Raw genomic sequence first — 14,481 nt, 5'->3', positions numbered from 1 at the left:
GTCTCGCTTGTCATTCAAGGCAACTGAACAAAAATGAGAGCGCTTTCCAATGTCCGCAGTTGCACCTTTGCGTTTGCGCCCGGCCTTTGCCGGCTGGCGTCCGCTGTTGAACCTGAGCCTCATGCTGAGCTTGAGCACCAGCCCATTCTTTATCTCATCGAGCCTGGCCGAAGAAGCTGGCCGGCGTAGCTATCAGGTGCCGGCCGGCAGCCTCGGCGCAGCGTTGACCCGGTTTGCCGGGCTGGCGGGCGTCAACCTGTCGGTGGATCCGGCCCTGGTGAGTGGTCGCAACAGCGCCGGGCTTTCGGGTGAGTTTGCGGTGGAGGAGGGGTTTGGCCGACTGTTGCGGGGTTCGGGCCTGCAATTGCAAGCGGTGGGTGAGCAGGCCTACATCCTGACCCCGGCACCGGAAGGCGGCAGCCTGCAATTGGCACCCACCTCGATTCTCGGCGCCACGGCGTCGACAGACAGCCCGGCGTATGCCGGTGGCCAGGTTGCTCGCCGTGGTTCGCAAGGCTTGCTGGGCGCGCGGGATTTCATGGAAACGCCGTTCAGCATGACCACCTACACCAGCGCGGCGGTCAAGAACCAACAAGCGCGCACCCTGGGCGACCTGATCGCCAGCGACCCCTCGGTCCGCGCCACCAACCCGGCAGGCGGGCGCTTTGAGCAGTTCACCATTCGCGGTTTCAGCCTGTTCAACAGTGATGTCGCCTACAACGGTCTCTATGGCATCCTGCCGACCTACACGATCGACATGGAGATGGCCGAACGCGTCGATATCCTCAAGGGCCCCAGCCAGCTCATCAATGGCATCTCGCCGCGGGGCAGTGTGGGGGGCGGAATCAATGTGGTGCCCAAGCGCGCCACGGACAAGCCCATCACCTCGTTCACCGGCAGCTACGCCTCCAACAACCAGCTTGGCGGTGCCGTGGATGTCGGTCGGCGCTTTGGGGAAGATGACAAGTTCGGTATTCGTTTCAATGGCGTGAAGCAGGCGGGCGACACCGAATGGGATCACCAGAGCGTGGACCGCGAGATGGCGGTACTGGGCCTGGATTTTCGCGGTGAACGCCTGCGACTCTCGACAGACATTGGCCGCACCGAACGTAACACCGACGCGCCCCAGGAACGCGTACAGGTGGGCGCCAATGCGCAGGTTCCTCACGCCAGTGATGTGCGTGACAACTACGCCCAGTCCTGGAGCAAGGCGCGCACCCGCGACACCTTCGGCACAGTGAACGCCGAATTCGATGTCAACGATTCCGTCATGCTGTATGGCGGCGTAGGCGCGCGCAAAAGCAACCACGACTTCCTTCGGCACAACGTTTCGGTCACCAACGATGCGGGTGACTTCACCGTCCAGCCCCGTGACTTTACCCGCGACGAAAATGTCCGCACGGCCACGGCCGGGGTGCGCAACTGGTTACATACCGGCCCGGTGAGCCATGAGGTCAACCTGGCTGCCAGCTATTTCTACATGGACTTCGAAAATGGCGGCGCCCGCTACGCCAACGGGCGCAGCAACCTGTATGACCCGGTGCAGACCCCGACGCCGAGCAACCCGACGCGACAGGACAACAAGGTCTACACCGAGAACCGCTTCAGTGGCGTGGCGTTGTCCGACACCCTGGGGCTGTTCGACGATCGCTTGCTGCTGACCCTCGGTGCCCGCTGGCAGCGGGTGAAGGTTGACGACTGGACGAATAACGTCAAGGGCGACACTGCCTACGATGAGGAAAAGGTTTCGCCGTCGGGTGGCATCCTGTTCAAGGCGACCGACAGGCTGTCGTTGTATGCCAACTATATGGAAGGCATGAGCCAGGGCAAGATCGCGCCGTCGACATCGGTGAACGAGGATGAGATTTTCCCGCCATTCATCAGCCGTCAGGTCGAGGTGGGCGCCAAGTATGATGCCGGTCCGTTCGCCGTCACCGCCGCGCTGTTCCGGATCAAGCAGCCGGCCTATGCGACCGACGCGACGACGCGTGTCTTCGGTCCGAACGGCAAGCGAGAAAACACCGGGGTGGAGTTGAGTGTGTTTGGTGAACCGCTGAAGGGAACCCGCTTGCTGGGTGGCGTGATGTTCATCGACAGCGAACTGACCCATACCACCAACGGCGTCTTCGACGGCAACCGCGCACCGGCCACACCGAAGTACAACGTCAACCTCGGCGCCGAGTGGGACGTGCCGACGATACAGGGCCTGACCCTGACCAGCCGTGGCATCTACTCCAGCTCGCAGTACCTGGACCAGTCCAACACCAAGGAAATCGATTCCTGGGAGCGTTTCGACGTGGGCGCCCGCTACGCATTCAAGGTCGACGAAAAGCACATCACCCTACGGGCCAACATCGAAAACGTGGCAGACAAGCGCTACTGGAGTTCGGCCGGCGCGTCGGATGACAGTGAGGCAGGCTTGACGCTGTCGACCCCGCGCACCTACCTACTTTCCGCGACGGTGGATTTCTAGGTCGATGTGCCGCTCCAGGGAAGGAGCTGCCTGGGTTCAGATGTCGCGAAACAGATCGTGGGCATCGAGCAGCCGCCAGGCGATTTCGGGGCGTTTTTCCAACCCACGGCGGATGGCGGCGGGAATCGACTGGCGAATCTTGCGGCACAGGCCGGGCTGGTCCTGAAATTCGATGGCGATGCCGCGCATGGTCCGCACTTCGTTGTGGCCGGGCTCGACGCTCAGGTGGATCCCCAGGTTTTCGTACAGGCGTTGCTGCAGGCGCTGGAGTTCGTCGAGGCTCTGGATGTTCTCCAGGCGTTCAAGCAGGCGTTTTTCTTCCTGGCGATTCAGGCAAAGGATGCGCAGGTCGCTGCCAGGCGCCTGCAGCAAGGCATCACGGCCACAATCGCAGACACCGGGCGGGCAGGGGGGACGGATCGGGATCGACGCGGTCATGGGCTCCACAAAAATCTGCTGCACAACGAAACAGCGAGCTTATCGCCGGCCCAGGCAATGTGATGCCTGGCGGCATGTGGGTCAAGCCTGTTGGAGGGGCCGCTTGTCTGGCGCTGCTGTGGGAGTTTGCTCGTGATAGCGGTGAGTCAGCCTGCACCTTTGTCGGATTTGCCACCGCCATCGCGAGCAAGCTTTGCTCCCACAGGCCTGACGGGTGCATGGCTGGGAGAACCAGGCCAGCTGTCAGGCCGCTATCGCGAGCGTTACAACCCCAACTCAGACAACCCCGGATGATCGTCCGGCCGGCGACCCAGCGGCCAGCGGAACTTGCGCTCGCTTTCCTTGATCGGCATGTCGTTGATGCAGGCGTATCGGTTGTACATCAGGCCTTGCTCGTCGAACTCCCAGTTTTCATTGCCGTAGGAGCGGAACCAGTTGCCCGAATCATCGTGCCATTCGTAGGCGTAGCGCACAGCGATGCGGTTATCGGTGAAGGCCCAGAGCTCCTTGATCAACCGATAATCCAGCTCCTTGGCCCATTTGCGGGTCAGGAACGCCTTGGCTTCCTCGCGGTTATGGGCGAATTCGGCGCGGTTACGCCATTGAGTATCCAGCGTGTAGGCCAGGGATACTTTTTGTGGGTCACGAGAGTTCCAGCCGTCTTCGGCCAGGCGAACTTTCTCGATCGCTGATTCACGAGTGAACGGCGGCAACGGCGGACGAACTTCGGAAGAGGCAGACATGGCGGATCTCCAGTGAGTTGACGAATGGCACAGCGGTTCTACGGGTCAGACGTGTAACAGTTGTTTCAGCATGTCCTGGGCGTGATCAGCCGCGCTGTGGTCGCCCATGACCAGCGCCACGGTAATGGCGCCGTCAATCAGAATCAGGAGCTGGCGGGCCAGTGCGTCCGGGTTCTGGACACCTTGTTCGACGCACAGCCGGGTCACGTAATCGAGCAACTTCTGTTTGTGCAGCTTTGCCACTTGGCGGACCGGATCCTGAGGGTCGCCGGTTTCGCCGCTGGTATTGATGAAGGCACAGCCGCGGAAACCTTCGCTGTCGAACCAGCCCTTGAGCACGGTGAACAGGTTGAGCAGCCGCGCAGTTGGCGTGGGCGCCTTGTCCACCTCGGTGCTGAACCAGTGCATCCAACGTTCGTCCCGCCGCTTGAGGGCGGCCACGATCAGGTCGTCCTTGTTGGCGAAGTAGCGATAGACACTTTTCCTGGAGACGCCGGCGGTTTTCACCAGAAGGTCCATGCCGGTGGCGGCGATGCCACTTTTATAGATCAACTTTTCGGCGACATCGAGGATGATGTCGCGTGTTTCATTACCAGTAATTTCATTCATGAGCGAAAAGTAGAATGATCGTTCTCCTTGGTCAAGTCTTTTTTTCTTGGGGACAGGAAGACCCAAACCCATCCATGGTGTAAGCTCATCCGTTCTTCGGAATCGACCTTTTTGCGAGCCATATGCCGTCGCTTTTCAAACGCTCCCTGCTGCCCAAGCTGCGCAGCTTTGCACTGACCGCCGATGCGGTGACCATCCTCGATGGCGCTGCCCAATTCCGCCGTTGCCTGCTGGAGAAAATCACCCAGGCCACCCAGCGCATCTACATCGTCGCGCTGTACCTGCAACAGGATGAGGCCGGCCAGGAAATCCTCGATGCCCTGCATGCCGCCAAGGCCGCGCGTCCGGAATTGGACGTGGTCGTGGTGGTGGACTGGCTGCGGGCCCAGCGTGGGCTGATCGGCGCCAAGAAGCAGCCGGGCAACTCGGCGTGGTACCAGGAACAGACTCGTACCCATGCCAGCGAAGTGCCGATCTACGGCGTGCCGGTGCAGACCCGCGAACTGTTCGGCGTGCTGCACTTGAAAGGCTTCGTGATTGACGATTGTGTGCTCTACAGCGGCGCCAGCCTGAATAACGTCTACCTGCACAAGTTCGACAAATACCGCTACGACCGCTATCACCTGCTGCAGAACGCGGCACTGGCCGATTCGATGCACCATCTGGTGCAGCACGGCCTGGTCGCCTCCAGGGCCGTGCACCGCCTGGACCTGCCTGACCTGCCCAGCACCCGCAGTTTGCGCAAGGACATCGGTGACCTGCGCAGTCGCCTCAAGTACGCGACCTATGACACCAGCGTTGGCAGCCTCGACAAGGGCGGCCTGTCGGTAAGCCCGTTGCTGGGCGTGGGCAAGAACAACGCGCTGAGCCGGGTGATCGGTGAACTGATCGCCAGCAGCCGCCAGCAACTGACCATTTGCACACCGTACTTCAACTTGCCCCTGGCGGTGACCCGGGAGCTCAATCGCGCCCTGGCCCGTGGGGTCAAGATCGACATCATCGTCGGCGACAAGACCGCCAACGACTTCTACATTGCGCCAAGCGAGCCGTTCAAGATCATCGCGGCGCTGCCATACCTCTATGAAATCAGCCTGCGGCGCTTCGCCAAACGCCATCAGCGCTATATCGACAGCGGCCAGTTGAACCTGCACCTGTGGCGTGACGGGGACAACACCTATCACCTCAAGGGCATGTGGATCGACGAGCGCTACACCTTGCTGACCGGCAATAACCTCAACCCGCGGGCCTTTCGCCTGGACCTGGAAAACGCGCTGTTGCTGGACGACCCCAAGGGCGAGTTGCTGGCGCCGCGCCAGGCCGAGCTTGAGCAGATCTACCGCTACACCCGCCGGATCGAACGTTACCTGGACCTGGAAACCCTGCCGGATTACCCCGAGGCCGTGGCCAGGTTCCTGAAACGGGTCAGCCGGGTGCGGATAGAACGGCTGCTTTACCGGATCCTGTGAATACCCGCGCCATGTCGAAAAAAGACACCATCTCCATCCAGTTGGTGCGTGAGGCGCTGCTGCAAAGCTGCGCCCCCGGCGCGGCTACCGATGAGGTCCTGAGCAAGGTCGGCATAGACCCTGCGTTGCTCGACGACACCCAGGCGCGGGTCCCGGCCCATGCCTATGCGCGGCTCTGGCGTTTACTCGCCCGGCGCCTGGATGACGAGTTTTTTGGCATGGACCCGCGCAAGCTCAAGTCCGGCAGCCTGGCGTTTCTCTGCCAGTGCGCCATGGCCCAGCCCACGCTGGCGAGCGGCTTGACGGCGGGGCTGGGGTTTCTGTCGCTGATGCTCGAACACCTGCCGGCACAGTGGGTGCGCCAGCAAAGCCTGGCGGAGATCGTGCTGCTGGAAGACGATCAGCCGCCGCGCCGGGCCTTTACCTATTTCACCTACTGGATGATTGTCCATGGCGTGGCCTGCTGGCTGGCCGGGCGGCGCATTCCCATTCTCTCCGTCGAACTGCGCTGCCCGGCGCCGGATTTCTGCGACGACTATCGCGTGATGTTCTCCCAGAACCTGCGCTTTGACCGCCCGCGCACCCGCATGATTTTCGCGGCTCAATGCCTCGACCTGCCGATCAGGCGCAACGCTGATGAGCTCAAGCGCTTCCTGGCCCAGGCCCCGGCCAACATCCTGGTCAAATACCGCAACCCGCAAAGCCTGGCCAGCCGTATCCGGCACGACCTGCGGCAGCTGCCTGCCGAACAATGGCCGGAGACCGAAGCCCTGGCCCAGCAGTTCTGCGTGTCCGCGTCTACCTTGCGCCGACGCCTGGCGGAGGAAGGCCAGACTTACCAAGGCCTCAAGGACAGCGTGCGCAAGGATCTGGCAATCACCTGGCTGGCCGAGCCCTCCATCAGCTTCGTCGAAATCGCCTCGCGCCTGGGCTTTGCCGATGCCAGCTCCTTCTACAAGGCGTTTCGCAAGTGGTCCGGGTCCAACCCGGGGCATTATCGCAGCCTGATTCTCAACGACATCAACTGACCTGTTGCTTGGCAGAGTCGAACCCTGTGGGAGCGGGCTTGCTCGCGAAGAGGGTCTGGCAGCCAATGAAAAGGCGGCTGAACCACCGCTATCGCGAGCAGGCTCGCTCCCACAGGGTTTTTCGCTTGGCACACTGGCACGCTCATAAAACCGTCATTTATTTCTGATACAAGCCTGTGCAGGCCCCGGAAAAGCCGGGCCATCCATCAGGGTAATGTATGCAAATGACCGTTTTGAGCCGCGTATGAGAGTACTGGTCACCGGCGTCGCAGGGTTCATCGGGTTTCATACCGCCAAGCGGCTGTGCAGCGATGGCCATCAGGTCATTGGCATCGACAACCTCAACAGCTACTACAGCGTCGAGCTGAAACAGGCACGCCTGGCACAGTTGGCCGAATGCCGCAACTTTCGCTTCCAGCGGCTGGATGTGGCCGACAAGCAGGCGTTGCTAGACCTGTTTGCACAAAACGCATTCGAGCAAGTCGTCCACCTGGCGGCCCAAGCCGGCGTGCGTTATTCCATCGACAATCCGGACGTTTATGCGCAAAGCAACCTGGTGGGCTTCCTCAACGTGTTGGAAGCCTGCCGTGCCCATCGACCGGCGCACCTGGTGTTCGCCTCGAGCAGCTCGGTGTATGGCTTGAATGACCGTCTGCCGTATGCCACCACCGACCCGGTCGATCAGCCGGTGTCTTTCTATGCGGCGACCAAGCGCGCCAATGAACTGATGGCCCACGCCTACTCGCATCTCTACGGTATTCCCACCACCGGCCTGCGGTTTTTTACCGTCTATGGACCTTGGGGACGGCCCGACATGGCGCCGTTCAAATTCACCGACGCCATCCTCAACGGCCGCGCCATTGACCTCTATAACGATGGTGCGATGTCGCGGGACTTCACCTATATCGACGACATCGTCGAAGGCCTGGTGCGGTTGTTACCGCTGCCGCCTGCCACTGATTCGGGCGTACGCAACAAGGTCTACAACATCGGGTTCGGCGCGCCGGTCAAGCTCCTGCAGTTTGTCGAGTGCCTTGAAGAGGCACTGGGCATCCCTGCGATAAAGCATTTCTTGCCGTTGCAACCGGGCGACGTGGTCGACACGTGGGCAGACACGCGTGAGCTGGAGGATCTCGTGGGATTTCGCCCACAGGTCGCAGTGCCCGTCGGCGTGCAGTCGTTTGTCGATTGGTACCGCGACTATTACCGCGTTTAACCCCCTCACTCCTCAGCTTTTCACTGGAACGTCATGCACGAAACCCCTTATGTGTCGGTCCTGATTCCGGCAAAGAACGAAGCAGGCAACCTCATTCCATTGCTGGAAGAAGTACGTACGGCGCTGGTTGACGAGGCCTTTGAAGTCATTGTGGTCGACGATGGCAGCACCGACGCCACCGCCGCTGAATTGCGGACGCTGCAAGCCAGTGGCTATCGCCAGTTGCGGGTGCTCAGCCACACCCGTTCCCTGGGGCAGAGCACCTCGATCTACCACGCCGCTGAAGTGGCGCGCGGGCATTGGTTGGCAACCCTGGACGGCGACGGTCAGAACGACCCGGCCGACTTGCCGAAAATGCTCGACCTGGTGCGTGGCTCCGAAGGCACACCCGCAGGCGTCAAGCTGGTGGCGGGGCATCGCGTCAATCGCCGGGACACGGCGAGCAAGCGTTGGGCCTCGCGATTTGCCAACAAACTGCGCGCCAGCCTGCTCAAGGACCAGACGCCCGATACCGGCTGCGGCATCAAATTGATCGAGCGCGAGGCGTTTCTGCGCCTGCCGTATTTCGATCATATGCATCGTTTCATTCCGGCGCTGATCCGTCGTCACAACGGCCGGATGCTGGTTCAGCCGGTCAATCACCGTGAGCGCGGGGCCGGGGTGTCCAACTACGGCAACCTGGACCGGGCGCTGGTGGGCATTGTCGATCTATTCGGGGTGTGGTGGCTGATCAAGCGCACCCGCCTGGACGTCAACGCACAAGAAACCGAGGTCTGAGATGGGCAGAGAAACGTTGTGGCTGGTCGTTGGTTTCGCGGGGCAATTGGCGTTCACCGGGCGTTTTGCCCTGCAATGGCTGTATAGCGAGTACAAGAAGCGCAGCATGATTCCCGTTGGCTTCTGGTACCTGAGCATCATCGGTAGCTCGCTGTTGCTGGCCTATGCCATCTACCGCGAAGACCCTGTGTTCATCGTCGGCCAGTCCTTCGGTTTTATCGTTTACCTGCGCAACTTGCAGTTGATCGCCAAGCATCATGAGCAGCAAAAACGCGAACTGGCAGAGAAGGGCTGAGACGGTGCGGATACGATTATCTTCCTCGCGGCTCGAGCTCCTGGCGTTTGTGGTATTGGCCTTGATCATGGTCGGTGCCGGCCTTGGCTGGCGCCAACCGATGAACGTCGATGAGGAGCGTTTCCTCGGCGTTGCCCTGGAGATGCTGCAGAACGGCTCATGGTTCATTCCCCATCGCGCCGGTGAAATCTACGCCGACAAACCACCGCTGTTCATGTGGACCGTGGCCCTGTTCGTGCAACTGACCCACCTGCCCAAAGTTGCCCTGTACTTGCCCGCGCTGCTGGCCGGTGCCGTCACCACTGCGTGTTTGTATGACCTGGGCCGACGCTTGTGGGGACGGCGCGTGGGGGTGATCGCGGCGCTGTTGTTTCTCGCCACCTACCAGACCTACAGCATCCTGCGTACCGGGCAGATCGATGGTTTCCTTGCGCTCTGGACCATCCTGGGAATCTATGGCTTGTGCCGGCACGTGTTGCTCGGCCCGGCCTGGCGTTGGTACTACGTGGCTTGTGCGGCGATGGGGTTGGGGATCATCAGCAAAGGCGTGGGTTTTCTGCCGGTGCTACTGCTCATTCCCTACGCCTATGCGCTGCGCAAAGGTTGGAAAGGGGTGGTGGCAATGCCTGGCCAGGCAGGACGCTGGTGGCTGGGCCTGGTTGTCGCGTTGGCCGCCATCGCGTTATGGCTGGGGCCTTTGCTGGTGATTGTCTGGCAGGGCAGCCCCGACAGCCTGGCATACGCCCAGGAAATCCTGTTCAAGCAGACGGCCGGGCGTTATGCCAACGCATGGGAACACCGCGAACCTTTCTGGTATTTCTTCGTCCAGGTGATTCCCAAGTACTGGCTGCCGATTGTGTTCATGCTTCCCTGGCTGGTGCCGGCCTGGCGCAAACAACTGCTCAAGCACGACGGTCGGGTGTTGGTACTGCTCGGTTGGGTGCTGTTGGTGTTGGTGTTCTTTAGCCTGAGCAGCGGCAAGCGCAAGCTGTACATCTTTCCCGCGTTACCCGCGTTGATTCTGCTGGTGGCGCCGCTTGTGCCGTGGATGCTGCGCCGCTGGTTTGGCCGGCGGCCGAAGGGCAGGGTGGTATTCGCGACATTGACGTCCGTGTGGTTGTGCGCCTGGCTGGTACGCGGCTTCGTCGAGCCCCACCGGGAAGGCGTCAACCCTCACCAGACCTTGATGCGTGATGTCGCGCGGCTGACTTCAAATGCCGAGTTGGTGCTCGTGGGGTGGCGTGAGGGCCATTGGCTGTTCGCCCAGCAACCGATCGTGCATTTCGGCTTTCATAACGGCAACACCCTGGAACAATCCGCCACTTGGCTGCGCAGCCACCCGCAGGCCTTCGCCTTGGTGCCCTCCCGGGACCTGGCCCGCTGTTACGACCCACAAAAAGCGCGCCGGGTCGGCAATACCTCAAGGGCCGAGTGGTTCCTCGTGGGGGCTGACGCGGATAACCAGCGCTGCCAGTCGCCGGTGCCGGAGAAGGTTTATTCATTTGCCTGGAAGCAGCCCTTGTAGCGGCTGAACCACCGCCATCGCGAGCAAGTTCGCGCCCACAGAGGCTTGGACGATCACAAAGTCGAAGTCCGCCACAAATCCCCTGTGGGAGCGGGCTTGCTCGCGATAAGCGCTAAAAGAACACCACATCCCTAAACCATGGCCAAACCAGTCAAGCAACTTGAAAGCTTTGACCATTGCCGCCACAACCCTTCGGCGCGAGTATTTGCCTGCTATTCACGGTTCCCCCAACCAATAAAAAGTACAGAGGGATTCTGGTCATGCGCGATTATTCGTCCGCCACGTCACAGTTCGATTACCAACACACCGTCAACGCCGCGCTGCACGGCTCGCTCGAGGCGCTCAATGCCTGTGTCGAGTGTTGCGACCGGCATGCATTGCCGGGCCGCATCGCCTTGTTCTGGGAGGGCCGTGACGGCAGCGAGGCAACCTGGACTTACCGTGACCTGCAGGACAACGCCGCGCGGTTCGCCAATTTCCTGCGCGCCCAAGGCGTCGGCAAGGGCGACAAAGTGGCCGGCCTGCTGCCGCGCACCGCTGAACTGTTGATCGTGGTGCTCGCCACCTGGCGCATTGGGGCGGTGTATCAGCCGCTGTTCACCGCGTTCGGGCCCAAGGCCATCGAGCACCGCCTGGGCAGCTCGGGGGCACGCGTGGTCGTCACCGATGCGGTCAACCGCCCCAAGCTCGACGAAGTCGCCGATTGCCCCACCATCGTCACGGTCGGCGGCGAAAAGGGCCAGGGCATCGTGCGCGGCGACTACAGTTTCTGGGCCGAGGTGGCGAACCACTCCAGCCAGTGCGAACCGCTGATGCTCACCGGCGAAGACCCGTTCCTGCTGATGTTCACCTCCGGCACCACGGGACCTGCCAAGGCGCTGTCGGTACCGCTCAAAGCCATCGTTGCGTTCCAGAGCTATACCCGTGACGCGGTAGACCTGCGCCCTGAAGACGCCTTCTGGAACGTCGCCGACCCGGGTTGGGCCTACGGCATCTATTTCGGCGTGACCGGGCCGTTGGCCATGGGGCATCCGATTACCTTCTACGATGGCCCGTTTACCCTGGAAAGCACCTGCCGGGTCATCAACAAATACGGCATCACCAACCTGACCGGCTCGCCCACGGCCTATCGCCTGTTGATTGCCGGTGGCGAGCAGTTTGCCCGCTCGATCAAGGGCAAGCTGCGCATCGTCAGCAGCGCCGGTGAGCCGTTGAACCCGGAAGTGATCCGTTGGTTCGCCGATAACCTGGAAGTGGTGATTCACGACCATTACGGCCAGACCGAACTGGGCATGGTGCTGTGCAACCACCATGGGCTGGAACACCCGGTGCACCTGGGCGCGGCCGGTTTCGCCTCGCCGGGTCATCGGATCGTGGTGTTGGATGAAAATCAGCGCGAGCTGGGCGTGGGCCAGCCGGGCATTCTCGCGCTGGACCGCAGCCAGTCGCCCATGTGCTGGTTCGCCGGTTACGAAGGCGGGCCGACCAAGGCCTTCGTCGGTGACTACTACTTGAGCGGCGACACCGTGGAGCTGAACCCGGACGGCAGCATCAGTTTCGTGGGCCGCAGCGATGACGTGATTACCACCTCCGGCTACCGGGTCGGTCCGTTCGACGTCGAAAGCGCGCTGATCGAACACCCGGCCGTGGTGGAAGCGGCGGTGATCGGCAAGCCTGATCCGGAACGCACCGAGTTGGTGAAGGCCTTCGTGGTGCTCAGCGCGCAGTTCCGTGCCTCATCGGAGCTGGCCGAAGAATTGCGCCTGCACGTGCGCAAGCGCCTGGCGGCCCATGCGTATCCCCGTGAAATCGAATTTGTCAGCGACTTGCCGAAAACCCCAAGCGGCAAGTTGCAGCGCTTTATCTTGCGCAACCAGGAGATCGCCAAAGCCCAAGAGGCCGCGGCGCAGAACGTTTCAGCTTGAATCCAAGGAAACCATGATGCAGATCGACAACAAGATTTTTCTCGTCAGCGGCGGCGCTTCCGGCCTCGGCGCGGCCACCGGCGAGATGCTGGTCAAGGCCGGCGCCAAGGTGATGCTGGTGGACCTCAACGCCGACGCCGTGGCCGCCCAGGCGCAAAAGCTGGGTTGCCAAAGCGTGGTGGCCGACATCAGCAGCGAAGCGGCGGCTGAAGCGGCGGTGAAGGCCACGGTCGATGCGTTCGGTGGCCTCAATGGCCTGGTGAACTGCGCCGGTATCGTGCGTGGCGAGAAGATCCTCGGCAAGAACGGTCCCCACGCGCTGGCCAGTTTCAGCCAGGTGATCAACGTCAACCTGATCGGCAGCTTCAACCTGCTGCGCCTGGCAGCTGCGGCCATTGCCGAAACCGAGGCCAACGCTGACGGCGAGCGCGGGGTGATCATCAATACGGCGTCGGTGGCGGCTTTCGATGGTCAGATCGGCCAGGCGGCTTACGCCGCCTCCAAAGGCGCCATCGCCAGCCTGACATTGCCGGCCGCCCGTGAGCTGGCGCGCTTCGGTATCCGGGTGATGACCATTGCGCCAGGGATCTTCGAGACCCCGATGATGGCCGGCATGAGCCCGGAAGTGCGCGATTCCCTGGCCGCCGGCGTGCCGTTTCCGCCACGCCTTGGGAAACCTTGCGAGTACGCGGCGCTGGTCAGGCATATCATTGAGAACAGCATGCTCAACGGCGAGGTGATCCGTCTCGACGGCGCCTTGCGCATGGCAGCCAAATAATCAGGAGGATTCATGATGTCCAACGATCCTATTGTCATCGTCAGTGCCGTCCGTACCCCCATGGGCGGTTTCCAGGGCGAGCTGAAAAGCCTCAGCGCCCCCCAGCTGGGTGCCGCCGCCATCAAGGCCGCCGTGGAGCGAGCCGGCATCGCACCTGACGCGGTTGAAGAAGTGCTGTTCGGTTGCGTACTCGCCGCCGGCCAGGGCCAGGCACCGGCGCGTCAGGCCGCGCTGGGCGCCGGGCTCGACAAATCGACCCGCTGCACCACGCTCAACAAGATGTGTGGCTCGGGCATGGAAGCGGCGATCCTCGCCCATGACATGCTCATCGCCGGCAGCGCCGAAGTGGTTGTGGCCGGCGGCATGGAAAGCATGTCCAACGCCCCGTACCTGCTCGATCGTGCGCGCAGCGGTTACCGGATGGGCCATGGCCGGGTGCTGGACCACATGTTCCTCGACGGTCTGGAAGACGCCTACGACAAAGGTCGGCTGATGGGCACCTTCGCCGAAGACTGCGCCGAGGCCAATGGCTTGAGTCGCGAGGCCCAGGATGCGTTCGCCATTGCATCCACCACCCGCGCCCAGCAGGCGATCAAGGACGGCAGTTTCGACGCCGAGATCGTGCCGTTGCAGGTCATGGTCGGCAAGGAACAAGTGACCGTGCGCCACGACGAGCAGCCACCCAAGGCCCGGATCGACAAGATCGCCTCCCTCAAGCCGGCGTTCCGCGAGGGCGGCACAGTGACGGCGGCCAATTCCAGTTCCATTTCCGATGGCGCCGCGGCGCTGGTGCTGATGCGCCAGAGCCAGGCGGCCCAGCGTGGTCTCAAGCCCCTGGCGGTGATCCACGGTCATGCGGCGTTTGCCGATACCCCGGGCCTGTTTCCCACCGCACCGATTGGCGCCGTGAAGAAACTGATGCAGAAAACCGGTTGGTCGCTGGATCAAGTCGACCTGTTCGAAGTCAACGAAGCCTTTGCCGTGGTGGGACTGGTGACCATGGACAAGCTGGAGATTGCCCATGACAAGGTCAACGTCCACGGCGGCGCCTGTGCGCTGGGCCACCCGATTGGCGCGTCTGGCGCACGGATCCTGGTGACCCTGCTCTCGGCCCTGCGCCAGAAGGGTCTCAAGCGCGGCGTTGCGGCGATCTGCATTGGTGGCGGCGAAGCCACGGCCATGGCCGTCGAATGCCTGTATTAAGGAAT

Annotated in this window: 13 protein-coding genes; 10 read left to right on the top strand and 3 right to left on the bottom strand. The window is 62.0% G+C overall.

Features of this window, described 5'->3' with window-relative positions:
- Positions 1-49: 49 nt before the first annotated feature.
- Positions 50-2,473, top strand: coding sequence for a TonB-dependent receptor (locus tag GFU70_RS14030; RefSeq protein WP_153388251.1), 2,424 nt, complete (start codon positions 50-52; stop codon positions 2,471-2,473).
- A 36-nt stretch (positions 2,474-2,509) separates the two neighbouring features.
- On the opposite strand, the gene GFU70_RS14025 is transcribed toward GFU70_RS14030, so the two are convergent.
- From GFU70_RS14025 to GFU70_RS14015, 3 genes are all read right to left on the bottom strand, one after another.
- Positions 2,510-2,911 (bottom strand): hypothetical protein, encoded by a 402-nt coding sequence (locus tag GFU70_RS14025; protein ID WP_058543686.1) that lies wholly within the window; start codon positions 2,909-2,911, stop codon positions 2,510-2,512.
- Between the two features lie 263 nt (positions 2,912-3,174).
- Positions 3,175-3,654, bottom strand: coding sequence for a DUF1348 family protein (locus GFU70_RS14020; RefSeq protein ID WP_046062452.1), 480 nt, complete (start codon positions 3,652-3,654; stop codon positions 3,175-3,177).
- Between the two features lie 45 nt (positions 3,655-3,699).
- Positions 3,700-4,263 (bottom strand): TetR/AcrR family transcriptional regulator, encoded by a 564-nt coding sequence (locus GFU70_RS14015; protein ID WP_058543684.1) that lies wholly within the window; start codon positions 4,261-4,263, stop codon positions 3,700-3,702.
- 122 nt (positions 4,264-4,385) lie between these two features.
- On the opposite strand from GFU70_RS14015, the gene pssA reads away from it, so the two are divergent.
- The 9 genes from pssA to GFU70_RS13970 all read left to right on the top strand — a co-directional run bounded on the left by pssA (position 4,386) and on the right by GFU70_RS13970 (position 14,476).
- Entirely contained in the window at positions 4,386-5,729 is a 1,344-nt protein-coding gene (pssA, locus tag GFU70_RS14010; protein ID WP_153388250.1) for a CDP-diacylglycerol--serine O-phosphatidyltransferase, read from the top strand.
- Between the two features lie 11 nt (positions 5,730-5,740).
- Entirely contained in the window at positions 5,741-6,757 is a 1,017-nt protein-coding gene (locus GFU70_RS14005) for an AraC family transcriptional regulator (RefSeq protein ID WP_116642222.1), read from the top strand.
- A 244-nt stretch (positions 6,758-7,001) separates the two neighbouring features.
- The gene (locus tag GFU70_RS14000) at positions 7,002-7,973 is read left to right on the top strand and encodes an NAD-dependent epimerase (RefSeq protein ID WP_153388249.1); all 972 of its coding nucleotides are present in this window, start codon (positions 7,002-7,004) and stop codon (positions 7,971-7,973) included.
- A 33-nt stretch (positions 7,974-8,006) separates the two neighbouring features.
- Complete coding sequence (locus GFU70_RS13995) at positions 8,007-8,750, top strand: glycosyltransferase family 2 protein (protein WP_116642223.1); 744 nt, start codon at positions 8,007-8,009, stop codon at positions 8,748-8,750.
- Between the two features lies 1 nt (position 8,751).
- The gene (locus GFU70_RS13990; RefSeq protein WP_058542152.1) at positions 8,752-9,045 is read left to right on the top strand and encodes a lipid-A-disaccharide synthase N-terminal domain-containing protein; all 294 of its coding nucleotides are present in this window, start codon (positions 8,752-8,754) and stop codon (positions 9,043-9,045) included.
- A gap of 67 nt (positions 9,046-9,112) precedes the next feature.
- The gene (locus GFU70_RS13985; protein ID WP_193034307.1) at positions 9,113-10,570 is read left to right on the top strand and encodes an ArnT family glycosyltransferase; all 1,458 of its coding nucleotides are present in this window, start codon (positions 9,113-9,115) and stop codon (positions 10,568-10,570) included.
- A gap of 260 nt (positions 10,571-10,830) precedes the next feature.
- Complete coding sequence (locus tag GFU70_RS13980; RefSeq protein WP_153388248.1) at positions 10,831-12,495, top strand: AMP-binding protein; 1,665 nt, start codon at positions 10,831-10,833, stop codon at positions 12,493-12,495.
- Positions 12,496-12,511: 16 nt separating this feature from the next.
- Entirely contained in the window at positions 12,512-13,273 is a 762-nt protein-coding gene (locus GFU70_RS13975) for an SDR family NAD(P)-dependent oxidoreductase (RefSeq protein WP_116642226.1), read from the top strand.
- A gap of 12 nt (positions 13,274-13,285) precedes the next feature.
- The gene (locus GFU70_RS13970; RefSeq protein ID WP_165826027.1) at positions 13,286-14,476 is read left to right on the top strand and encodes an acetyl-CoA C-acyltransferase; all 1,191 of its coding nucleotides are present in this window, start codon (positions 13,286-13,288) and stop codon (positions 14,474-14,476) included.
- Positions 14,477-14,481 lie beyond the last annotated feature (5 nt).

Origin of the sequence: Pseudomonas brassicacearum, from assembly GCF_009601685.2 — a bacterium.
GTDB classification, from domain to species: Bacteria; Pseudomonadota; Gammaproteobacteria; order Pseudomonadales; family Pseudomonadaceae; genus Aquipseudomonas; species Aquipseudomonas kilonensis_B.
Note: the sequence above shows the minus strand (reverse complement) of the source record. Positions and strands in the feature narration are given on the sequence as shown.